Below are 21,264 nucleotides of genomic sequence, written 5' to 3' on the forward strand. Positions count from 1 at the left end.
GCATTGTTGTCTTGGCGGGTCTTGCGCAGTACCCCGGGGAAACCTGCGTGCCGATTTCGCTTCGCAACGTAAGCCGCTAAGGTGCCGGCAACAAGGGTCCGCATGGCGCTGCGGCGTGCGGAAAAAGCTGTCGGAAACGATGATCGGAACAAATGGCCAAGACATTTGACGTGATTCTCAGAGCGGGCACCATCGTCAATCAGGACGGCGAGGGGATCGGCGACATCGGCGTTTCCGGCGGCCGCATCGCCGCCATCGGCGGATTGGGCCACGCCGACGCCGGCGAGGTGATCGACTGCCGGGGACTGCATGTCCTGCCCGGCGTCATCGATACCCAGGTGCATTTCCGCGAGCCGGGACTCACTCACAAGGAAGACCTCGAAACCGGCTCGCGCAGCGCCGTGATGGGCGGCGTGACAGCAGTATTCGAGATGCCGAACACCAATCCCCTGACGGTGACGGCGGAAACCTTCGCCGCGAAGATGAAGGCGGCGCACCATCGCATGCATTGCGACTTCGCCTTCTTCATCGGCGGCACCCGCGACAACGTGCGGGACCTGCCGGAACTGGAGCGCGCGCCGGGCTGCGCCGGGGTCAAGGTGTTCGTCGGATCGTCCACCGGCGCGCTGCTGGTCGAGGACGACGACGGCCTGCGAAAAATCTTCAACGTGATCCGCCGCCGCGCCTCGTTCCACGCCGAGGACGAATACCGCCTCAACGACCGCAAGGGGTTGCGTATCGAGGGCGATCCGCGCTCGCATCCGGTGTGGCGCGACGAGACCGCCGCGCTCAAGGCGACGCAGCGGCTTGTCAGCCTCGCCCGCGAGACCGGAAAGCGCATTCACGTGCTGCATATCTCGACCAAGGAAGAGATCGAGTATCTGCGCGACCACAAGGACGTGGCGTCCTGCGAGGCGACGCCGCACCATCTCACGATGGTCGCGCCCGCCTGCTACGAGCGGCTCGGCACGCTGGCGCAGATGAACCCGCCGGTGCGCAATGCCGCGCATCGCGCAGGCATCTGGAACGGCATCAAGCAAGGCATCGTCGACGTGCTCGGCTCCGATCACGCGCCGCACACGCTGGAGGAGAAGCAGAAAGCCTATCCCGCCTCGCCCTCGGGCATGACCGGCGTGCAGACGCTGGTGCCCGTGATGCTGGATCACGTCAATGCGGACCGGCTGTCGCTGGCGCGCTTTGTCGATCTCACCAGCGCCGGACCGGCGCGGCTTTTCAACATCGCCTGCAAGGGCCGGATCGCGGCCGGCTTTGACGCCGACTTCACGGTGGTCGATCTCAAGCGGAGCGAGACCATCACCAACGAGTGGGTGGCCTCGCGCGCGAGCTGGACGCCCTATGACGGCGTCGAGGTGACGGGCTGGCCGGTCGGCACCTTCGTGCGCGGCCGCCGCGTGATGTGGCAGGGCGAATTGACGACGCCATCCGCGGGCGAACCGGTGCGCTTTCTGGAGACGCTCAAGGCATAGCGAGGGCTGCAATCCCGGACGTCATCATCCGCGAAGCCGGATCATCCAGTATTGCAGAGCGCTGAGGTGGGCTGGAATATCGTCATCGCCCGGTCGGGCCGGGCGATGACGGCGGCGGATGAATAGCTACTGCTTCGCCAGAGCGATCGAGAATTCGCCGTTGCGGACGCGGCTTGCAAGACCTTCGACGAAATTCGCCACGGCATCTTCGCCATAGGTGCCGACGAGTTCCGCGAAGGCCGCGAACAGGCTGGCCTGCGCCAGGCAGTCACCATCGACCCCGTCGTGCCGCGCCTCCGCCCACGCTTCGTTAAGGTAACTCAGCGCAGCCTGTTTCTGCTCCTGATCGGGCAGCGAGTCGCGGGCCGGGCTGAAGGTAAATGGCGGGCGCATGAAAAATCCGGTCGTCTGACGAAACGAAGCGCTTAACGGCCTTGGTTTAGCACGCGATTCGGTGCTCGACAGCCAGTTCTTTAGGAAAGGTTAACGGACCTCGGCGCATTTGAGTTGGAATTCGGGGCTGTCTGCGAGCGCGAGAGCACGACGCCGGTCAGTTCGCGTATCTGGCGGTCAGGTTGCGGGCAATCTTCGCGCCTTCCGCGATATAGCGGCGGATCGCGACATTGGCGGCCGGGGTGCATACCCGGTAGGTCTGCTGGAACCCGGCGTAGCCGCGGTTGAAGCCTGCGATCATCCTGGCGCGGCGTTCGCCGGTGGGCGTCTCCGCGTCGACCAGGGCCTGCATTTCATTGCGCCATTTGGCGCCTTCATTGGCGCCGCAGATGCCGCGCAGATAGTGCAGCGTGCCGAGGATCTCGGCCAGCCGCTGCAGGTCGGCATCGAACGGCGCAGCCCCTTCCTGCCCGCGCGCGGGCAACGCGCAGCAGATCGCAGTCAGAACAACAACGGCAAAAACCGGTTTGCGCATAAAGAACCCAGAACCATCGTGATATGCCTTTTCAATGCGATGGAAGCAAGGCAGCGGTGGTCGGCGGACAGCTTTCAAAGACTGCGGCTTACGCCGCGATGAGCCGCCGCGCCGAATCGATGATGCTTTGCAGCCCTTCGGTGACCTGCAAATCGTCCGGCAGGTCCGGCGCGAGCCAACTGAAGCCGTCGAGTTCGTCGCTCAGGACGGGCTCGCCGCCGACCCAGCGCGCCGCGAACGCCATCACCACGAAATGCCCGTGGGAGGGCTTGGCCGGAAGCACCTCGCGCCAGCCCGCGGGACCGACGATCTCGATCCTCAGCCCGGTTTCCTCCGCCACCTCGCGATGCAGCGCCGTCGTCATGGTCTCGCCGAATTCGACGCGGCCGCCGGGCAGCGAATGCAAGCCCTTGCCGGGCGGCCGGGCACGGCGCACCAGCAAAACCTTGCCGTCGCGAAAGATCGCGGCGCTGACGGCGAGCCGGGGAGTTTGGCAAGGCTCGGGCGACGGCATCAGTGGTTCATGATGTAATCGACGTCGGTTTCGCCACGCTCGCCGTTGATGACGCCGCCAGCGAGCGTGACCAGCGGCTTGATCCAGTTCGTCGCCTGAATGGCGAGGATCGCGCGGGTTTTGTCCTGGCGGACGCCTTTCATCGCTGACGCCACGGCGGTCAGGATGGTCGTCATGTCGTCGGTCAGCTTGTCGAACTGAGTGCGAATGTCGGGTTCGGCCTGTTCATAAGCCTCGATCGCGAGATCGCGGGCCTTGAAGTTCGAGGCCGTGAAGTGCTCCGGATAGGTCCGTGGTTGCCAGTCCAGGAAATCTGCGGCGCACTCTGGCATGTCCGGGATCATCTCGAGCAGCATGATGGCTTCGTTGAAATGATTGAGATAGTCGGTTGCGAGACCGGTTCGCGGGTTGATGTTGGCAGCCGCGAGCATGGCCTGCCAACCGGCCCTGTCGAGGTCGATCCGTTTGGCGGTTGAAATGCGGAATGGTTTGCTCGACGCCGATGCCATTGGTTGCAGTGTTAGACTTTCCGATTAATACCAGTTGAATTTCTCACCTCCGGAACACAACAAAATGTGCGGACGCTATGTGATCCTGTCGCCGCCGGAGGCGATTCGCCGGGCGTTTGACTACGCCGAGCAGCCGAATTTCCCGCCACGGTACAATATTGCGCCGACGCAGCCGGTTCCGGCCGTCGTTCTGGAAAATGGAGGCCGGCATTTCCGCCTGATGCGATGGGGCCTGATTCCGGCCTGGGTCAAGGATCCCCGGCAGTTCGCGCTTCTCATCAACGCTCGCACCGAGACGGTGCTGGACAAGCCTGCGTTCAAGAACGCAATGAAAAGGCGGCGCTGCCTGCTTCCGGCCGACGGATATTACGAATGGCATCAATCGGAGGGACGCAAGCGGCCGCTCTTCATCCGGCCGCGCAACGGCGGAATGATCGCCTTCGCAGGGCTTTCCGAGACCTGGGCCGGGCCGAACGGCGAGGAACTCGATACGGTGGCCATCGTCACAACGGCATCGCATGGCGAACTCGCTGCCCTGCATCCGCGGGTGCCGGTGACGATCGCGCCTGCGGATTATGCACGCTGGCTCGACGGCAATGCTGCCGATGCCGGAGAGGCCGTGTCGTTGCTGCGCGCGCCGGGAGACGGCGAATTCGTCTGGCATGAAGTCTCGACGCGCGTGAACCGAGTCGCCAACGATGACGCGCAATTGGTGCTGCCGATCTCTGTGGAGCAGGCGGAGGCCGAGGCGACGAAGGCGATGAAGCCAGCCGCGGTTCGCAAGGCCACGCGCGCCGTCTCCGGCGATGACGGCCAGGGCTCGTTGTTTTGACGGACGACCGTGGGGTCTCGGGCGCGCCGGCTCGCGCGGGCGCTCACAGCACCTTGCCCGGATTCATGATGCCGAGCGGATCGAGCAGCGCCTTGATGCCGCGCATCACTTCGATCGCCGTCTTGTCTTTCACGCCGGGCAGGTCATCGCGCTTCAGCACGCCGATGCCGTGCTCGGCGGAGATCGACCCGCCCATCCGCAGTGCGATGGCGAAGACCACGGCATTGACCTCGTGCCAGCGGCCGAGAAATTCCTGCGCCGTCGTTCCGGTCGCGGGCTGGCTGACGTTGTAGTGGATGTTGCCGTCGCCGAGATGGCCGAAGGCGACCGGGCGCGCGCCGGGAATGAGCTTCGTCACGGCGGCATCCGCCTCGGCGATGAAGGCGGGCACCGCGGCGACCGGCACCGAGATGTCGTGCTTGATCGAGCCGCCCTCCGGCTTCTGCGCCATCGGGATCACCTCGCGCAGTTTCCACAGCGCCGCGCGCTGCTGGAGACTGGCCGCGATCGCCGCATCCTTGACGGCACCATCCGCCGCGCCCCGCCCCAGAATGGCTTCAAGGGTCGCGGCCGCGTCGTCGCGCGACGACGAGATTTCCATCAGGATGTACCAGGGATGGCGGTGGGTAAGCGGATCGCGGATATCGGAGCCGTGTTTGATGCAGATATCGACGCAGATTTCGGCGATCAGTTCGAAGCCGGTCAGGTTGTCGGCGGCTTCGGCCTGCGAAATGGCCAGCAGTCTCAAGGCATCGGCCGGCGACGTCAGGCCGACGAAAGCGGTCGCCACCGCGCGCGGTCGCGGAAACAGTTTCAGGACCGCGGCGGTGATGATGCCGAGCGTGCCCTCCGCGCCGATGAACAGGTTGCGCAAGTCGTAGCCGGTATTGTCCTTTTTCAGTTTCGACAGACCGTTGAGGATGCGCCCGTCGGCGAGCACCACCTCGAGGCCGAGCGCCATGTCGCGCGCCACGCCGAAGGCCAGCGCGCCGGTGCCGCCCGCATTGGTCGAGAGATTGCCGCCGATGGTGCAGCTTCCTTCCGCGCCGAGCGACAGCGGAAACAGGCGGTCGACCTCGCCGGCGCGCTGCTGGACGATCTGCAGCACCGCGCCGGCTTCGACCGTCATGGTGTTGGAGGCGGTATCGATCTCGCGGATTTTATCCATCCGCCGGGTCGAGACCACCACCTCGCCATGATGCGGCGTCTGTCCGCCGACGAGGCCGGTATTGCCGCCCTGCGGCACCAGCGCGATCCGGTGCTCGGTCGCCAGCCTGCAGATCGCGGACACCTCCGCCGTCGATGCCGGACGCAGCACCAGCGGAGAGCGTCCGTGAAACAGGTTGCGCTGCTCGGTGAGGTATGGCGCCAGCTCGTCAGCGTCGGTCACCGCATATTTGTCGCCGACGATCGATGCAAAGCGCGCGATCAGATCGGGCGACAGCGGTGGCGATGCGGATCTTGGCGGAACGATGGTCATGGCGCGTCAGGTGTCCGATGGATTGGACGATGTGTCCATTAAAGCGTTTTCGAGCGAAGTGGCTGCCGGTTCGCGTAAAGAAAACGCGTCAAAACAAAAACATAGAGTCTGCTTCTGATTCCATCAGAAGCGGAAAGGCTTTAGTCTTGCGGCGCGGCGGCGCGACGCAGCCGGTCGTTGATGGCTTCTCCGAGTCCATGGTCGGGGACCGGCATCACCGCGATGGTCCGCGCGCCGCTGGCGTCGAGGGCGCGAAGATAGCCGAAAAGATTGGCGGCGGCCTCCTTGAGATCGCCACGCTCGGACAGGTTCATCACCGCAGTCGCGGTCTCGCTGCCCGCGAGAGCGGCCGGACCGAAGGCCAGCAGCGCCTCGCCGCGTGAAAGGCTCGTGGCATCGAGGCGGACCTTGGCGCGCGGCGCGTAGTGCGAGGCCAGCATCCCGGACGCCGGCGGTCGTCCGTCGATCGCGCCGGAATCGGGTCGCGCCAGCGGACTACCGAGCACGCGCTCGATGTCGGCGCGAGGAATTCCGCCGGGACGCAGCAACGTCGGGGATGCGAAACAGCCGACGATGGTGGATTCGACGCCGACCTCGACCGGCCCGCCGTCGACGATCAGGTCGATCCGCCCTGAAAGATCGCTTTGCACATGCGCCGCCGTCGTCGGCGAGACATGGCCGGACAGGTTGGCGGACGGCGCAACCACCGCGTCGCCGAACTCGCGCAGGATGGCGCGCGCCACCGGGTGGGCGGGGAGGCGGATTGCAACGGTGTCGAGGCCAGCCGTGGCAAGTTCGGCCACCGGGCAGTGCGGAGCCTTCGGCAGCACCAGCGTCAGCGGGCCCGGCCAGAACGCGTCAGCGAGCGCAAGCGCCGTGGCATCGAAACAGGCGATCCGTCGCGCGGCTTCGAGATCGCCGACATGCACGATCAGCGGATTGAAGGCGGGCCTGCCCTTGGCACGGTAGAGCCGTGCGACGGCTTCCGCGTTGGCGGCGTCGGCGCCGAGCCCGTAGACCGTCTCGGTCGGGAACGCGACCAGTCCGCCGTCGCGGAGCGTGCGAACGGCCGCTGACGCCGCGGCTTCGCCGGCCGGTCTGATCTGCGTTGTCAATTCCACGGTCATCGGAATTTCGGTTCTCGATCCAGCTTCTTGCGGTGCGCGAAACCCGAGGCTATAAGCCGCGTCTTGTCGGAGTGTGGCTCAGCCCGGTAGAGCACTGCGTTCGGGACGCAGGGGTCGCAGGTTCGAATCCTGCCACTCCGACCATTATTTCAATGACTTATAGTTTTGATGCCTCGGCCGCGCAACGCAGCCGCGCGACGAATTGACCCGTCATGCATGCTTTTGGCCATATGACGGGCTCCGGTGATCACCGGTCGATGGCGGCCAAGGCGCGAACGCGTCGAAACGATCAGTTTTTGCCGCGACCGCCGCCGACCGGCGCCTGCGGCAGGAATTGCCTGCCGTTGGCGACCAGAAAATCGAGCATTTCCTGCGCCGGAGGGAGCAGGACCTTGTCCTTTCGCCTGACGACGAACCACTGTCGCACGATCGGGAGCCCGGCAACGTCGAGCATAATCATCCGGCCCTCTTTCAGCTCGGTCGCGACCGTGTGCGCTGAAATGAATGCAATCCCCAGACCGGCGATAACCGCCTGCTTGATCGTCTCGTTGCTGCTCATCTCCATGCCGATCTGAGGCCGAAGAGAGATGTTCTCGAAGAACTGCTCCATCAGGAACCGCGTCCCCGAGCCCGCCTCGCGGGAAATGAAGGTTTCCTGTGCCAGATCAGCCGCCTTTAGCTGCGTCGCGCCCGCAAGCGTGTGTCCGGTCGGCGCGACGACGACGTGCGGATGGTCGCCGAGCAGATGGAGATCCATTTCGATGTCGGGCGGCGGCCGGCCCATGATGGCAAAATCAAGCGCATAACCGTGCAACGCCTGACGAATATCGTGGCGATTGACGATCGTAAGACTGATGTCGATCCCCGGATGAAGCTTCGAGAATGCTGAAATCGCAAAAGGAACAAAATATTTTGCGGTGCTGACGGCGCCGATCGCTACGCGTCCGCCGGTTCGGCCGGCAATCATGTCGAGCGACGTCGCGCAGCTTTCGATCGCGGCCTCGACGCGTTCGAAAAGCTTGTACAATTCCTGTCCCGCCTGCGTGAGAACCATGCCGTCGCTGGTTCGCTGAAGCAGGGGCAGTCCACAGAGTTGTTGCAGGTTGCGCAACTGCAGGGTGACCGCAGGTTGGGTCAGATGCAGCTTGTTGGCCGCCGCCGTGACGCTGCCACCGGTCGCAACAGATGCCAAGGCGCGCAGTTGCCGAATGGTGGCGTCGCGGAGACTGGAGTGCATATAAGAAAATTTTTGGCCCGATGAAGGATATTGAAATTGTACTTATTACATGCAACGAGTCAATATCCCGCAATGCTCTGGAAAGCGCCAAAACGGCTGTTTGGAGATTGCGGCCGAGAGGAAATCTGGATGAGCCAGGAGCTTACATTACAACAGCGGTTGGAAGCATGCGCGGGTCCTGATCCGCTTCACCGAGCGGTCAAGGACGCCGTAGCCGCGCTTGCGCAAGCTTCGATCGAAATCTCCGACCTGACATCCCGTGGCGCGCTCGCGGGGATAACCGGACAGGCACGCGGACGCAATACCGACGGCGACGTGCAGAAGGATCTTGATGTTCGCGCCGACGACATCATTCGCGCGGCTCTTGGCCGCCTTCCGATCGGCGTGCTCGCTTCGGAAGAGATGGCGGATTTGGACATCCTCGATGCGAACGCTCCGATCAGCATCGCGTTCGATCCGCTCGACGGTTCATCGAATATCAACACCAACATGTCGGTCGGCACGATCTTTTCGATCATGCCCACGACAGCCGATCCGAGCGCGACTTTCACTCAGCCGGGCTCCGCGCAGCTTGCCGCCGGGTTCGTCGTGTACGGACCGCAAACGTCTCTCGTCCTGACCATCGGTCACGGCGTCGATATTTTCACGCTCGATCGCGACTCGCGCGAATACAAGCTCACGGGATCGATGGTGCAGATCCCACCGGATGCGAATGAGTTCGCGATCAATTCTTCGAACCGGCGTCATTGGGATGCGCCGGTGCGCTCCTATATCGAGGAATGCGTGATGGGCGCGGAAGGCCCGTGCGGCAAGGACTTCAACATGCGCTGGATCGGCTCGCTGGTCGCTGAAGCTTTCCGCATTCTCGTTCGCGGCGGCATTTTCCTCTATCCGAGCGATGGTCGTCGTGGCTACGAGGAAGGGCGGTTGCGTCTGGTCTACGAAGCTCACCCCATGGCGTTCATCGTCGAACAGGCGGGCGGCGGCGCCATCACCGGCCGCACGCGCATTCTCGATATCTCACCCGCCAGCTTGCATCAGCGCGTTCCGCTGATCATGGGCTCGATCAAGAACGTCCAGCGTGTCGAACACATGCATTCACAGCCCGAGGTCGCGTTGGAAGCCAACGCGCCGTTGTTCGGGCATCGTGGCCTGTTTCGCATCTGATTTCGAAGGTTTTTGTTCATCGTGTCCAGAAAACATCCCATCATTTCCATCACCGGTTCGTCGGGCGCCGGAACGACATCCGTCAAGCGCACTTTCGAACAGATTTTCCGCCGCGAGAATGTCGTGGCCGCGTACATCGAAGGAGACGCATTCCACCGTTATAACCGCGCCGAGATGCGCACGCGCATGGCCGAGGAGTCGGACAAGGGCAACAAGCACTTCAGCCACTTCAGTCCCGAGACCAACTTGTTCGCCGAACTCGAATCCGTGTTCCGCAGCTATGGCGAAAGCGGAACCGGCAACACGCGCTACTATGTCCATGACGATGCGGAATCGGCGCTGCATGGGGTCCCGCCCGGGACATTCACGGACTGGCGGCAACTGCCCGAGAACTCGGACCTGTTGTTTTACGAAGGTCTGCACGGCGCGGTCGTGACCGACAAGGTGAATGTCGCCCAGTATGCCGACCTCAAGATCGGCGTCGTTCCGGTGATCAATCTGGAGTGGATCCAGAAGCTGCACCGGGATCGCAGCGCTCGGGGTTATTCCACCGAAGCGGTTACCGACACCATCCTTCGCCGCATGCCGGATTACGTCAACTATATCTGCCCTCAGTTCGCAGAGACGGACATCAACTTCCAGCGCGTGCCGACGGTGGATACGTCGAATCCGTTCATCGCCAGATGGATACCGACGCCCGACGAGTCGATGGTCGTAATCCGGATGAAGAATCCGCGCGGCATCGATTTCCCGTACCTGCTGTCGATGATCCCGAACAGCTTCATGTCGCGCGCGAACTCGATTGTCATTCACGGGTCCAAGCTCGATCTGGCCATGCAGTTGATCCTGACGCCGCTGATCCTTCAGCTTATCGAACGGAAGAGGCGCGCATGACCGGCGAATCGATGCTGACAAGCAAAATCGCGGACGTGAGGAACCGCCGCAACGACGGCGGGAACCGCGACATCGAGGTGGTTGATCGGTACATGGGCAACGGGAGTATAATCCCCGTCGTGACTCGTATCAGCGCATCCAAAGTGTGAGGGTGAGGAAAAAATGGCTCGTATTACTCTGAGACAATTGCTGGATCATGCGGCCGAGCATGGCTACGGCGTGCCGGCGTTCAATATCAATAACATGGAGCAGGGTCTCGCGATCATGGAGGCGGCCGCCGCCGTCGACGCTCCTGTCATTCTTCAGGCTTCGCGCGGCGCGCGCTCCTACGCCAACGACATCATGCTGGCGAACATGATCGACGCGCTCGACCAGATGTATCCGCATATTCCGCTGTGCATGCATCAGGATCACGGCAACGAGGAGGCGACCTGCGCCACCGCGATCAAGTACGGCTTCACCTCGGTCATGATGGACGGTTCGCTCAAGGCCGACGCCAAGACCGCGGCGGACTATGATTACAACGTCGACATCACCCGCCGCGTCGTCGACATGGCGCATTGGGTCGGCGCTTCGGTGGAAGGCGAACTGGGCGTGCTCGGCTCGCTCGAGCACGGCGGCGGCGAGCAGGAGGACGGCCACGGCATCGAAGGCCCCGTCAGCCACGATCAACTGCTGACCGATCCGGATCAGGCCGTCGATTTCGTCCGCGCCACCAAGGTCGACGCGCTGGCGATCGCGATGGGTACCTCGCACGGCGCCTACAAGTTCTCGCGCAAGCCGGACGGCGACATTCTCGCCATGAAGGTGGTCGAGGAGATCCACCGTCGTCTTCCCAACACGCATCTGGTGATGCACGGCTCGTCCTCGGTGCCGCAGCACCTGCAGGACCAGTTCAACAAGTTCGGCGGCGAGATGCCGCAGACCTGGGGCGTGCCGGTCGAGGAAATCGTGCGCGGCATCAAGCACGGCGTCCGCAAGGTCAATATCGATACCGACTGCCGTCTGGCGATGACGGCGGTCTTTAGAAAAGTCGCGACCGACAACAAAAGCGAATTCGATCCGCGCAAGTTTCTGAAGCCTGCGATGGACGCGATGCGCGACCTTTGTCGCGAGCGCTTCGAACAGTTTGGTACCGCCGGAAATGCCGCGAAGATCAAGGTGATCCCATTGGCTGAAATGGCCAAGCTTTATCGCACGGGCAAACTTGATCCGCGCATCGGCGATACGGCCGTCGCCGCGGAGTGAGATTGGATCGAACCTCCGCGGATCAACAGAGAGAAGAGAGAAGGAGCACGATATGAATGCCCAAAACGAGAAATCGCTGACCGTCCGCGGCAAGGATCGCTACAAATCCGGCGTCATGGCCTACAAGAAGATGGGCTATTGGGAGCCCGACTATACGCCGAAGGACACCGACGTCATCTGTCTGTTCCGGGTGACGCCACAGGACGGCGTCGATCCGGTCGAGGCCTCGGCGGCGGTGGCCGGCGAGTCCTCGACCGCCACCTGGACCGTGGTGTGGACCGACCGTCTGACGGCGGCGGAGAAGTATCGCGCCAAGTGCTACCGGGTCGATCCGGTCCCGGGGGCGGAAGGCCAGTACTTCGCCTATATCGCTTACGATCTCGACCTGTTCGAGCCCGGCTCGATCTCCAATCTCACCGCCTCTGTGATCGGCAACGTGTTCGGCTTCAAGCCGCTCAAGGCCTTGCGTCTCGAGGACATGAGATTGCCGACCGCCTATGTGAAGACCTTCAAGGGCCCGCCGACGGGCATCGTCGTCGAGCGCGAGCGTCTCGACAAGTTCGGCCGTCCGCTGCTCGGCGCCACCGTCAAGCCGAAGCTCGGCCTGTCCGGCCGCAACTACGGCCGCGTTGTCTATGAGGCGCTGAAGGGTGGTCTCGACTTCACCAAGGACGACGAGAACATCAACTCGCAGCCCTTCATGCACTGGCGGGAACGTTTCCTCTACTGCATGGAGGCGGTCAACCGCGCCCAGGCTGCGACCGGCGAGATCAAGGGCAGCTACCTCAACGTCACCGCGGCGACGATGGAGGACATGTACGAGCGCGCCGAGTTCGCGAAACAACTCGGCTCGGTGGTTGTCATGATCGACCTGGTGATCGGCTACACGGCGATCCAGTCGATGTCGAACTGGGCGCGCAAGAACGACATGATCCTGCATCTGCATCGCGCCGGCCATTCGACTTATACCCGGCAGCGCAGCCACGGCGTGTCGTTCCGCGTCATCGCCAAGTGGATGCGGCTCGCCGGCGTCGATCATATCCACGCCGGAACCGTGGTCGGCAAGCTCGAAGGCGACCCGCTGACCACGCGCGGCTTCTATGACGTCTGCCGCGAAGAGTACAATCCGATGCAGCTCGAGCATGGCATCTTCTTCGACCAGAACTGGGCGAGCCTCAACAAGATGATGCCGGTCGCTTCCGGTGGCATCCATGCCGGTCAGATGCACCAGCTCATCCAGCACCTCGGTGAGGATGTGGTGTTGCAGTTCGGCGGCGGCACCATCGGTCACCCGATGGGCATCCAGGCCGGTGCGACGGCGAACCGCGTGGCGCTGGAAGCGATGATCCTCGCCCGTAACGAGGGCCGCGATTACGTCCACGAAGGGCCGGACATTCTGGCCAAGGCGGCCGCAAGCTGCACGCCGCTGAAGCAGGCGCTCGAGGTGTGGAAGGACGTCTCCTTCAACTACGCCTCGACCGACGCTCCCGATTATGTGCCGACCGCCGTTCCCGCGGCGTAATGGAGGATATCATGCGTATTACCCAAGGTTGCTTTTCGTTTCTGCCCGATCTGACCGACGATCAGATCTCCAGGCAGATCCAGTACTGCCTCAGCCAGAAGTGGGCGGTGAACATCGAGTTCACCGACGACCCGCATCCCCGCAACACCTACTGGGACATGTGGAATCTCCCGATGTTCGATCTGCCGGATGCGGCAGGCGTGCTGATGGAGCTGAACGAGTGCCGGAAGGTCTATGGCGACCGCTACATCCGGATCTCCGCGTTCGATTCCAGCCACGGCTGGGAGTCGGTGAAGCTGTCGTTCATCGTCAACAGGCCGAAGGACGAGCCGGGATTCCGGCTCGAGCGCCAGGAATCCGACGACCGCAACATCCGCTACACCACGACGTCGTATGCGGTGGCCGCACGTCCCGAGGGTCAGCGTTACTCCTCGTGACATGATTCCATCCGGTTCAAGCCAGGGCGGTTCGTCCTCCCGATCGCCCGGCTCCGGATGTACTGCTCCGTCGTCTTGATGACGACGGAGCTTTTCTCACGGAGCAGTTTTCGAAAAAAGCTCCAGATCGAGTTAGCAGGACGGCGTTGATGCAAGAAAAAATCAACCTTCGCGAGGAACTCGAGGCCGTTGGAATCGGCGAGATCCTCAAGCAGCTCGATCAGGATCTGATAGGTCTCAAGCCCGTCAAGACGCGTATCCAGGAGATCGCGTCGCTGCTGCTTGTCGAGCGGATCCGGAAGAAACTGGAGCTGACGTCGGAGAACCCGACGTTGCACATGTCGTTTACCGGAAATCCCGGCACCGGCAAAACCACCGTTGCCTTGCGGATGGCCGATATCCTCCATCGGCTGGGTTACGTGCGCCGCGGCCACGTCGTGTCGGTCACGCGCGACGAACTGGTCGGACAGTATATCGGCCACACCGCTCCGAAGACCAAGGAAATACTGAAAAAGGCGATGGGTGGCGTGCTGTTCATCGACGAAGCCTATTACCTCCACCGGCCCGACAACGAACGCGACTACGGCCAGGAAGCCATCGAGATTCTGCTTCAGGTCATGGAATCGCAGCGCGAGGATCTGGTGGTGATTCTCGCAGGCTACGCCGACCGCATGGAGAAGTTCTTCTCCAGCAATCCCGGCTTCCGCTCGCGCATTGCGCATCACATCGACTTCCCCGACTACTCCGACGAGGAACTGCTCGCGATCGCGGAAGTCATGCTGCGCAACATGAACTATAAGTTCACCTCCGACGCCCGCGATGCGTTTGTTCGCTACATCGCCTTGCGCAAGGCTCAGCCCCTGTTCTCCAATGCGCGTTCGATCCGCAATGCGCTCGATCGTATTCGCTTGCGCCAGGCCAATCGCCTGGTCGCGGACGAGAACGCCATTCTGTCGGTCGAGGATGTCCAGTCGGTGGTGGCATCCGACGTTCTTGCCAGCCGCGTGTTTGCGGAGCCGGCGGCCGATAACGTCGAGCGTCTGAAAGAGAAGCGGAAGTAAATGGCGATGCCGCCCCGGCTTTAGGCCGAGGCGGCTTGGGCGACCACCGGTCGCCGGAGCGGGCTTCCCTCGAAGAAGGGATGTTCCGTAAGAACAAGGCCCGTCGCCCTTGAAATGGGCACCGCGTCCCGTGACAATGAATGAACGGGAGAGGTGCCATGAACATTCAGGAGAAAAGCCGCTATCGCGAAGTTTACGCCCGCTCGCTCGGCGATCCCGAGGGTTTCTGGGCCGACGTCGCACGCGACATCGACTGGATCGAGCCGGCGAAAAAGATCTTCGATCCGTCGATGGGGCTTTATGGCCGCTGGTTTGCCGGCGCCGTCGTCAATACCTGCTATAACGCGCTGGACCGCCACGTTGCTGGAGCCCGCGCCGAGCAGGTCGCGCTGATCCATGATTCGCCGCTGGCCAATCCGGGCGGGCCGAGCGTCATCACCGCTTTCACCTACGCGCAACTGCTCAAGGAAGTGGCGACGCTCGCCGCCGTGTTGCAGGATTTCGGAGTCGCCAAGGGCGACCGTGTCGTTCTCTATATGCCGATGGTGCCGGAGGCCGTGGTTGCGATGCTGGCCTGCGCGCGGATCGGCGCGGTGCATTCGGTGGTGTTCGGCGGCTTCGCAGCCAGGGAACTTGCGACCCGGATCGACGACGCCAAGCCGAAGCTGGTGTTTTCGGCGAGCTGCGGCCTGGAGCCGGGCCGCATCGTGCACTACAAGCCGCTGCTCGACGAGGCGATCAACCTTGCCGCGCACAAGGTGCCGGCCTGCATCATCCTGCAACGGCCGCGGCAGCGCTGCGACCTGATCGCGCCCCGCGATCACGACTGGGCGGCGCTGCGCGAAGCCGCGATGGCGGCCGGGAAGTCCGCGGCTTGCGTGCCGGTGCTCGCCACCGATCCGCTGTACATTCTCTACACCTCCGGCACCACCGGGGTGCCGAAAGGCGTGGTGCGCGACAATGGCGGCCATCTGGTCGCGCTGAAATGGTCGATGTTCAACCTCTACGGCGTCGAGCCGGGCGAGGTCTGGTGGTGCGGCTCCGACATCGGCTGGGTGGTCGGCCACAGCTACATCGTCTACGGGCCGCTGATCCACGGCGCGACAACGGTTATGTACGAGGGCAAGCCGATCGGCACGCCGGACGCAGGCGCGTTCTGGCGCGTGATCTCCCAGCACGGGGCGGTGGCGTTCTTCACCGCGCCGACCGCCTTTCGCGCCATCAAGAAGGAGGACCCTGACGGCGCCTTCATCCGCGAATACGATCTGTCAAAATTCCGCACGCTGTTTCTGGCCGGTGAGCGCGCCGATCCGCCGACGGTGGAATGGGCGGAAAGGCAGTTGAATCGGCCGGTCATCGATCATTGGTGGCAGACGGAGACCGGCTGGTGCGTCGCCGGCAATCCTGTGGGCCTCGGCATGCTGCCGGTGAAGCACGGCTCGCCGACAGTGGCGATGCCGGGCTATCAGGTCGATATCGTGGATGAAGCGGCCAAACCGCTGCCGCCGAACACGATGGGCTCCATCGTCATCAAGCTGCCGTTGCCTCCGGGTTGCCTGCCGACGCTGTGGGAGCAGGACGCGCGCTGCCGGGAAGCCTACCTCAGCGAGTTTCCCGGCTACTACAAGACCTCGGACGCCGGCTACAAGGACGGCGACGGCTACATCTTCGTCATGGGCCGCACCGACGACATCATCAACGTCGCCGGCCATCGGTTGTCCACCGGCGGCATGGAGGAGATCCTCGCGTCGCATCCCGATGTCGCGGAATGCGCGGTTCTCGGCGTCAGGGACGCGATCAAGGGCGAGGTTCCGTGCGGCCTTCTGGTGCTGAAGGCCGGCGTGAGCCGCGATCCCGGCGAGATCGAGAAGGAGGTCGTGGCGCTGGTCCGCGAGAAGCTCGGGCCCGTGGCGGCCTTCAGGCTTGCGGTCACCGTGAACAGGCTGCCGAAGACGCGCTCAGGCAAGATCCTGCGCGGCACCATCAAAAAGATCGCCGATGGCGATCAATGGACGATGCCCGCCACTATCGAGGATCCCAAGGCGCTCGACGAGATCGAGGCCGCGCTGGAAAAGCGGACGTGAATGGTGCGTCGGATATGCGATGGACTTACAATTCCCGCAATTGAGTCCGAACAAGCTGCGACAATCCGGGAACGACGATGCACCTAAAGACATTCATGCCCCTCGCGGTTGTCGCCGTGGCCACGCTGTGGCTCGGCGGCTGCGCCAATCTCGAGCGGCACAATCCAAGCGCCGTCTCGCAGGGCGATGACGATGCCTATTGCCAGGCGCATGGCGGGCCGCAGGGTTCCGCGGCCTATAGCGCCTGCCGCAAGGATCGCGACGTCGCCGCCACCCGGTCGGATCGGATGGAGCGCACCCACCGCGATCTTGCCGAACGGATGCTGAACGGGCAGTAGCGGATTCGTCAAGCTTCGACGTAATTGGCGATACTTGCTGGAGCCGGGATCGCCAGCCCGTCCTCGTTCAAACCGGCGATATGAAAGCGAATGGCATCACGGATTTCGCGTTCGACGGCTTCCACGCTCGCCCCGGTAGCAACACAGCCGGGCAAGTCCGGCACATAAGCCGAAAAGTTGTTTCCTGCCTTCTCGATCACCACCGCGTAACGCATCGGCGCCGTTCCTTCAGACCGGCCTGCTATCATACCGTCGGGTCCGGGATTTTCGAGGTCGAGGCAACAACCTTTATTCCTCGTCCTCCCGCTTCTTGCCGCCGATGGTCTTCAGCTTGGCGAACACGGCGTCGACGTTGAGATCCTCGCGCTGCTTCTCGGTCGGCTCGAATTCGGCGTCCTTGCGCGTGGTCTCGGACGCCGGCAGCAGGGTGGCGCCGCCATACTGCTGATCGGTCGGCTTTTCCTTGGCCGCGCGCTGCACCTCGAAGTCGAGCTCGATCTGGGAGCAGAGGCCGAGCGTCACCGGGTCCATCGGCGTCAGCGTCGAGGCGTTCCAGTGGGTGCGGTCGCGGACCGCGGCGATCGTGGTCTTGGTGGTGCCGACCAGGCGCATGATCTGCGCGTCCTTCAATTCGGGGTGGTTGCGCACCAGCCAGAGGATCGCGCTCGGCCGTTCGTGACGGCGCGACACCGGGGTATAACGCGGACCCTTCTTCTTGGCGGCGGGCGGCAGCACCACCTTGCTCTCGCTGAGCTTGAGGCGGTAGTCGGGGTCCTTCTCGCCCTTCTCGATCTCGTCGCGGGTGAGCTGTCCGGTGGAGATCGGGTCCATGCCCTTGATGCCCTGGGCGGCGTCGCCGTCGGCGATGGCGCGGACCTCCAGGGGATGCATCTTGGTGAAATCGGCGACCTGGTCAAACGACAGCGCGGTATTGTCGACGAGCCACACGGCAGTCGCCTTCGGCATCAGCGGTGCATTGCTCATGGCAAATCTCCTTTGCGCTCCGCCCACCCCTCAGGAGCAGAGCCTTTTGGTCATCGACGATGACGGGAATTGGCCTATATAAGCCGGCGGGGGTGGAGTGCGCAATGGTTTGCTGCCGACGGCCCCATGGCTTGATGGATCGGCTTGACGGAACAGCCTTGACAGCGCCCGAAAGCCGTCCAAAGTCGTTTCTCGCATTGGCCGTTCGCGCCCCGCCGGGGTGGGGGTGATTCGGCCCTGGATCGCCTTAATGGAAGCCAAACCGAAGCTGAAAATCGTGCTTTGTTCGCCCCGCGGTTTCTGCGCGGGAGTGGTCAGGGCGATCGACACCGTTGAACGCGCGCTGGCGCTGTACGGCGCGCCGGTCTATGTGCGTCACGAGATCGTGCATAACCGTTACGTGGTCGACAGCCTTCGCGCCAAGGGCGCTATCTTCGTCGAGGAACTTGCGGAGATCCCCGACGACACCAAGGCGCCGGTGGTGTTCTCCGCCCATGGCGTGCCGAAGTCGGTGCCGGCCGACGCGCAGCGCCGCAATTTCTTCTCGCTGGACGCCACCTGTCCGCTGGTCACCAAGGTCCACCGCGAGGCGGCGATCCATTTCAAGCGCGGTCACGAGATTCTGCTGATCGGTCATTCACATCACCCGGAAGTCGTCGGCACGGTCGGGCAACTGCCGGCGGGTGCGGTGACGCTGATCGAGACCGCCGAGGACGCCGAACGGTTCGCGCCGAAGGACGCCGATAATCTTGCCTTCGTGACCCAGACGACGCTGTCCATCGACGACACCGCCGAGATCGTCGCGGTGCTGAAACAGCGCTTCCCCAATATCCACGGGCCGCACAAGGAAGACATCTGCTACGCCACCACCAACCGCCAGCTCGCGGTCAAGAAGGTGGCGCCGGTGGTCGATGCGCTGATCGTGGTCGGCGCGCCGAATTCCTCGAACTCGCAGCGGCTTCGCGAGGTTGCCGAGCGGGAGGGCTGCAAGGTGTCGGTGCTGGCGCAGCGTGCCGGCGATCTCGACTGGGGCATGTTCGAAGGCATCAGGAGCCTGGGCATCACCGCGGGCGCCTCGGCGCCGGAAGTGATCGTCGAGGAAATCATGGGTGCCTTCGCGGCGCGATACGAACTCGATGTGGAGACGGTCTCGGCGGCGGAAGAGAACGAGTTCTTCCCGCTGCCGCGCTCGCTGCGGCCCGACGCGGCCTGATTGCGGCCTGCGGTCTTCGGAATGGGGATACGAGATGGCGGTCTATACCGACGTCGCCGCCGACGAACTCGCGGATTTCCTGAAAGCCTACGATATCGGGGAATTGCTGTCCTACAAGGGCATCGCCGAAGGCGTCGAGAATTCCAATTATCTGCTGCATACCACCTCCGGCCCCTTTTTCCTGACGTTGTATGAAAAGCGCGTCGCGGCGGCCGATCTGCCGTTCTTTCTCGGCCTGATGGGTCACCTCGCGGCGCGCGGCATCGTGTGTCCGCAACCGGTCAAGGCTCGCGACGGCGAAACCCTCGGCCGCCTTGCGGGACGTCCCGCCGCCATCATCGACTTCCTCGAGGGGGTATGGCCGCGCAAACCGACCGTGAGACACTGCGCCGCGACAGGCGAGGCACTGGCGAAGCTTCACCTCGCCGGCCGCGATTTCGGCATGAGACGCGACAACGCGCTGTCGGTCTTCAGTTGGCGGCCGTTGTTCGATCAGGCCGCGCCATGCGCCGATACCGTCCAGCATGGTCTGCACGATTTTCTCAAGGCCGAACTCGATCATCTCGAACAGCATTGGCCGAAACATCTGCCGTCGGGCGTGATTCACGCCGATCTGTTTCCGGACAACGTTTTATTTCTCGGCGACAGGCTGTCGGGGCTGATCGATTTTTATTTCGCGTGCAATGACTTTTTCGCCTATGACGTCGCGATCTGCCTCAACGCCTGGTGTTTCGAGCCGGATCATTCCTTCAACGTTACCAAGGCGCGCGCGCTGCTCGGCGCTTACAATCGCGAACGTGCGCTGTCCGAGGCCGAACAGGAGGCACTGCCGCTTCTGGCGCGCGGTGCCGCGCTGCGGTTTCTGCTGACGCGGCTGGTCGATGCCCTCAACGTGCCCGCGGGTGCGCTGGTAAAACCGAAGGACCCGCTCGAATACGTCCGCAAGCTGCGCTTCCAGCAACGCGTCGTCAATATCCGCGACTATGGCCTCGCGGTGTCGGGGCTGGTGGCTTGAATTCGCCTGCGCTTCCGCATGTCACGATTTTCACCGACGGCGCCTGCTCCGGCAATCCGGGGCCTGGCGGCTGGGGCGCGATCCTGCGTTTCGGCGAGATCGAAAAAGAATTGAAGGGCGGCGAGCCGCACACCACCAACAACCGGATGGAATTAGTAGCGGCGATCTCGGCGCTGGAGGCGCTGAAGCGTCCGGCGCTGGTCGATCTCACAACTGACAGCCAATATGTGCGGCAGGGCATCACCGGCTGGATTCACAACTGGAAACGCAACGGCTGGCGCACCGCCGACCGGAAGCCGGTGAAGAACGCCGACCTGTGGCAGCGGCTCGACGCGGCGCTGCAGCCGCATCAGGTGCGCTGGCACTGGATCAAGGGCCATCGCGGCCACGAGGAGAACGAGCGCGCCGATCAACTCGCGCGCGAAGGCGTGGAGATGGCGAGGTTGAAGTGATTTTCCCTCTCCCGCAAGGAGAGGGAAAGACTTGAGGCGACTCCCTCCTGCTCTGCACAGTCATGCCCCGCGCCGGCGGGGGCATCCAGTAATCACCGATATACCGGCTCCATCGAGCGCTGGCAGATACTGGATCGTCCGCCTTCGCGGACGATGACCGGAGCAATTACAACTGTCCCAATAGCGCGTCGCCGCCGGAGACCTCGACCTTGCCGGGCGAGTCCTCGACATTGAGCTTTTTTACCACGCCGTCCTCGACCAGCATGGAGTAGCGCTTGGAGCGGATGCCGAGCCCCTTCTCGGTGCCATCGAACTCCATGCCGAGCGCCCTGGCGAACTCGGCGTTGCCATCGGCAAGGAACGCCGCCTCGTTGCGCTGGTCGGTGTCGCGCTTCCAGGCGTTCAGGACGAACACGTCGTTGACGGAGGTGATGGCGATCTCGTCCACGCCCTTGTCCTTGATGGCGCGGGCGCTGGCGAAAATGCTCGGAAGATGCTGCTTGTGGCAGGTGCCGGTATAGGCGCCCGGCACCGCGAACAACGCAACCTTTTTGCCCTTGAAGATATCGGCGGTGCTTTTGGTCTGAACCCCGCCCTCGGTCATGATGCGGAACGTCGCGTCGGGCAGGCGGTCGCCAACTTTGATGGTCATCGTCGTATCTCCCTGGAATGTAGCATGTATGTGGACCGCGGCGGGCATTGGCACAATATGATGCAGATGCGAAACGGCAATCG

The 21,264-nt window shown here is 63.2% G+C and carries 24 protein-coding genes and 1 tRNA gene; 15 read left to right on the top strand and 10 right to left on the bottom strand.

From position 1 onward, the window contains the following. Window positions 1–152: 152 nt before the first annotated feature. Window positions 153–1,487 (top strand): dihydroorotase, encoded by a 1,335-nt coding sequence (locus tag ACMDCM_RS16450; RefSeq protein WP_412774549.1) that lies wholly within the window; start codon window positions 153–155, stop codon window positions 1,485–1,487. A 126-nt stretch (window positions 1,488–1,613) separates the two neighbouring features. On the opposite strand, the gene ACMDCM_RS16455 is transcribed toward ACMDCM_RS16450, so the two are convergent. The 4 genes from ACMDCM_RS16455 to ACMDCM_RS16470 all read right to left on the bottom strand — a co-directional run bounded on the left by ACMDCM_RS16455 (window position 1,614) and on the right by ACMDCM_RS16470 (window position 3,438). Continuing rightward, window positions 1,614–1,880, bottom strand: a complete 267-nt coding sequence (locus tag ACMDCM_RS16455; protein WP_412774550.1) for a hypothetical protein — start codon at window positions 1,878–1,880, stop codon at window positions 1,614–1,616. A gap of 157 nt (window positions 1,881–2,037) precedes the next feature. After that, window positions 2,038–2,415: a TIGR02301 family protein gene (locus ACMDCM_RS16460; RefSeq protein WP_412774551.1), complete on the bottom strand. Its 378-nt coding sequence runs from the start codon at window positions 2,413–2,415 to the stop codon at window positions 2,038–2,040. Window positions 2,416–2,503: 88 nt separating this feature from the next. Beyond that, window positions 2,504–2,929, bottom strand: a complete 426-nt coding sequence (locus tag ACMDCM_RS16465; protein ID WP_412774552.1) for an NUDIX hydrolase — start codon at window positions 2,927–2,929, stop codon at window positions 2,504–2,506. Then, the gene (locus ACMDCM_RS16470) at window positions 2,929–3,438 is read right to left on the bottom strand and encodes a hypothetical protein (protein ID WP_412774553.1); all 510 of its coding nucleotides are present in this window, start codon (window positions 3,436–3,438) and stop codon (window positions 2,929–2,931) included. Before ACMDCM_RS16470 ends, ACMDCM_RS16465 begins: the two co-directional genes overlap by 1 nt. Before the next feature lie 64 nt (window positions 3,439–3,502). Between ACMDCM_RS16470 and ACMDCM_RS16475 the strand changes: the two genes are divergently transcribed. Beyond that, entirely contained in the window at window positions 3,503–4,270 is a 768-nt protein-coding gene (locus ACMDCM_RS16475) for an SOS response-associated peptidase (protein ID WP_412774554.1), read from the top strand. Between the two features lie 43 nt (window positions 4,271–4,313). On the opposite strand, the gene ACMDCM_RS16480 is transcribed toward ACMDCM_RS16475, so the two are convergent. Next, window positions 4,314–5,750 (bottom strand): FAD-binding oxidoreductase, encoded by a 1,437-nt coding sequence (locus tag ACMDCM_RS16480; RefSeq protein ID WP_412774555.1) that lies wholly within the window; start codon window positions 5,748–5,750, stop codon window positions 4,314–4,316. Window positions 5,751–5,890: 140 nt separating this feature from the next. Continuing rightward, window positions 5,891–6,877: an L-threonylcarbamoyladenylate synthase gene (locus ACMDCM_RS16485; RefSeq protein ID WP_412774556.1), complete on the bottom strand. Its 987-nt coding sequence runs from the start codon at window positions 6,875–6,877 to the stop codon at window positions 5,891–5,893. Window positions 6,878–6,944: 67 nt separating this feature from the next. Here ACMDCM_RS16485 and ACMDCM_RS16490 point away from each other — a divergent pair. After that, a tRNA-Pro gene (locus ACMDCM_RS16490) sits at window positions 6,945–7,021 on the top strand. Window positions 7,022–7,166: 145 nt separating this feature from the next. Here the strand turns inward: ACMDCM_RS16490 and ACMDCM_RS16495 are convergent. Further along, window positions 7,167–8,114 (bottom strand): LysR family transcriptional regulator, encoded by a 948-nt coding sequence (locus tag ACMDCM_RS16495; protein ID WP_412774557.1) that lies wholly within the window; start codon window positions 8,112–8,114, stop codon window positions 7,167–7,169. A gap of 129 nt (window positions 8,115–8,243) precedes the next feature. Between ACMDCM_RS16495 and ACMDCM_RS16500 the strand changes: the two genes are divergently transcribed. The 9 genes from ACMDCM_RS16500 (at window position 8,244) to ACMDCM_RS16540 (ending at window position 16,865) form a co-directional block, all read left to right on the top strand. Beyond that, entirely contained in the window at window positions 8,244–9,281 is a 1,038-nt protein-coding gene (locus tag ACMDCM_RS16500; RefSeq protein ID WP_412774558.1) for a class 1 fructose-bisphosphatase, read from the top strand. Window positions 9,282–9,302: 21 nt separating this feature from the next. After that, window positions 9,303–10,175 carry a phosphoribulokinase gene (locus ACMDCM_RS16505; RefSeq protein ID WP_412774559.1) on the top strand — a complete coding sequence of 291 codons (873 nt, stop codon included), beginning with the start codon at window positions 9,303–9,305 and terminating at the stop codon, window positions 10,173–10,175. Continuing rightward, on the top strand, window positions 10,172–10,324 hold the full coding sequence (locus ACMDCM_RS16510; protein ID WP_412774560.1) for a hypothetical protein: 153 nt from the start codon (window positions 10,172–10,174) through the stop codon (window positions 10,322–10,324). The genes ACMDCM_RS16505 and ACMDCM_RS16510 overlap by 4 nt, the downstream gene beginning before the upstream one ends. Window positions 10,325–10,337: 13 nt before the next feature. After that, window positions 10,338–11,423: a class II fructose-bisphosphate aldolase gene (gene fba / locus ACMDCM_RS16515; protein ID WP_412774561.1), complete on the top strand. Its 1,086-nt coding sequence runs from the start codon at window positions 10,338–10,340 to the stop codon at window positions 11,421–11,423. A gap of 52 nt (window positions 11,424–11,475) precedes the next feature. Beyond that, window positions 11,476–12,945 carry a form I ribulose bisphosphate carboxylase large subunit gene (locus ACMDCM_RS16520; protein WP_412774562.1) on the top strand — a complete coding sequence of 490 codons (1,470 nt, stop codon included), beginning with the start codon at window positions 11,476–11,478 and terminating at the stop codon, window positions 12,943–12,945. A gap of 11 nt (window positions 12,946–12,956) precedes the next feature. Continuing rightward, a complete protein-coding gene (locus ACMDCM_RS16525) occupies window positions 12,957–13,382 on the top strand; it encodes a ribulose bisphosphate carboxylase small subunit (protein ID WP_412774563.1) in 426 nt (141 codons plus the stop codon). Window positions 13,383–13,531: 149 nt separating this feature from the next. After that, window positions 13,532–14,443, top strand: a complete 912-nt coding sequence (gene cbbX / locus ACMDCM_RS16530) for a CbbX protein (protein ID WP_412774564.1) — start codon at window positions 13,532–13,534, stop codon at window positions 14,441–14,443. Between the two features lie 158 nt (window positions 14,444–14,601). Further along, window positions 14,602–16,527 (top strand): propionyl-CoA synthetase, encoded by a 1,926-nt coding sequence (locus tag ACMDCM_RS16535; protein WP_412774565.1) that lies wholly within the window; start codon window positions 14,602–14,604, stop codon window positions 16,525–16,527. Between the two features lie 77 nt (window positions 16,528–16,604). Beyond that, window positions 16,605–16,865 carry a hypothetical protein gene (locus ACMDCM_RS16540; RefSeq protein ID WP_412774566.1) on the top strand — a complete coding sequence of 87 codons (261 nt, stop codon included), beginning with the start codon at window positions 16,605–16,607 and terminating at the stop codon, window positions 16,863–16,865. Between the two features lie 8 nt (window positions 16,866–16,873). Here ACMDCM_RS16540 and ACMDCM_RS16545 read toward each other — a convergent pair whose 3' ends face one another. Together ACMDCM_RS16545 and ACMDCM_RS16550 are read right to left on the bottom strand one after the other, a co-directional pair. Further along, window positions 16,874–17,080, bottom strand: coding sequence for a type II toxin-antitoxin system HicB family antitoxin (locus ACMDCM_RS16545; RefSeq protein ID WP_412774567.1), 207 nt, complete (start codon window positions 17,078–17,080; stop codon window positions 16,874–16,876). 73 nt (window positions 17,081–17,153) lie between these two features. Beyond that, complete coding sequence (locus tag ACMDCM_RS16550; RefSeq protein ID WP_412774568.1) at window positions 17,154–17,849, bottom strand: DUF1013 domain-containing protein; 696 nt, start codon at window positions 17,847–17,849, stop codon at window positions 17,154–17,156. Between the two features lie 250 nt (window positions 17,850–18,099). Between ACMDCM_RS16550 and ispH the strand changes: the two genes are divergently transcribed. Genes ispH through rnhA form a run of 3 tightly spaced genes read left to right on the top strand, consistent with a single transcriptional unit; the run spans window position 18,100 to window position 20,529 of the window. Continuing rightward, entirely contained in the window at window positions 18,100–19,062 is a 963-nt protein-coding gene (gene ispH / locus ACMDCM_RS16555; RefSeq protein ID WP_412774569.1) for a 4-hydroxy-3-methylbut-2-enyl diphosphate reductase, read from the top strand. 34 nt (window positions 19,063–19,096) lie between these two features. Beyond that, window positions 19,097–20,077, top strand: coding sequence for a homoserine kinase (locus ACMDCM_RS16560; protein WP_412774570.1), 981 nt, complete (start codon window positions 19,097–19,099; stop codon window positions 20,075–20,077). After that, complete coding sequence (rnhA, locus tag ACMDCM_RS16565) at window positions 20,074–20,529, top strand: ribonuclease HI (RefSeq protein ID WP_412774571.1); 456 nt, start codon at window positions 20,074–20,076, stop codon at window positions 20,527–20,529. Before ACMDCM_RS16560 ends, rnhA begins: the two co-directional genes overlap by 4 nt. A gap of 166 nt (window positions 20,530–20,695) precedes the next feature. On the opposite strand, the gene ACMDCM_RS16570 is transcribed toward rnhA, so the two are convergent. After that, entirely contained in the window at window positions 20,696–21,181 is a 486-nt protein-coding gene (locus ACMDCM_RS16570) for a peroxiredoxin (RefSeq protein WP_412774572.1), read from the bottom strand. Between the last annotated feature and the right edge of the window lie 83 nt (window positions 21,182–21,264).

Source organism: Nitrobacter sp. (assembly GCF_047149785.1).
Taxonomy (GTDB): domain Bacteria; phylum Pseudomonadota; class Alphaproteobacteria; order Rhizobiales; family Xanthobacteraceae; genus Nitrobacter.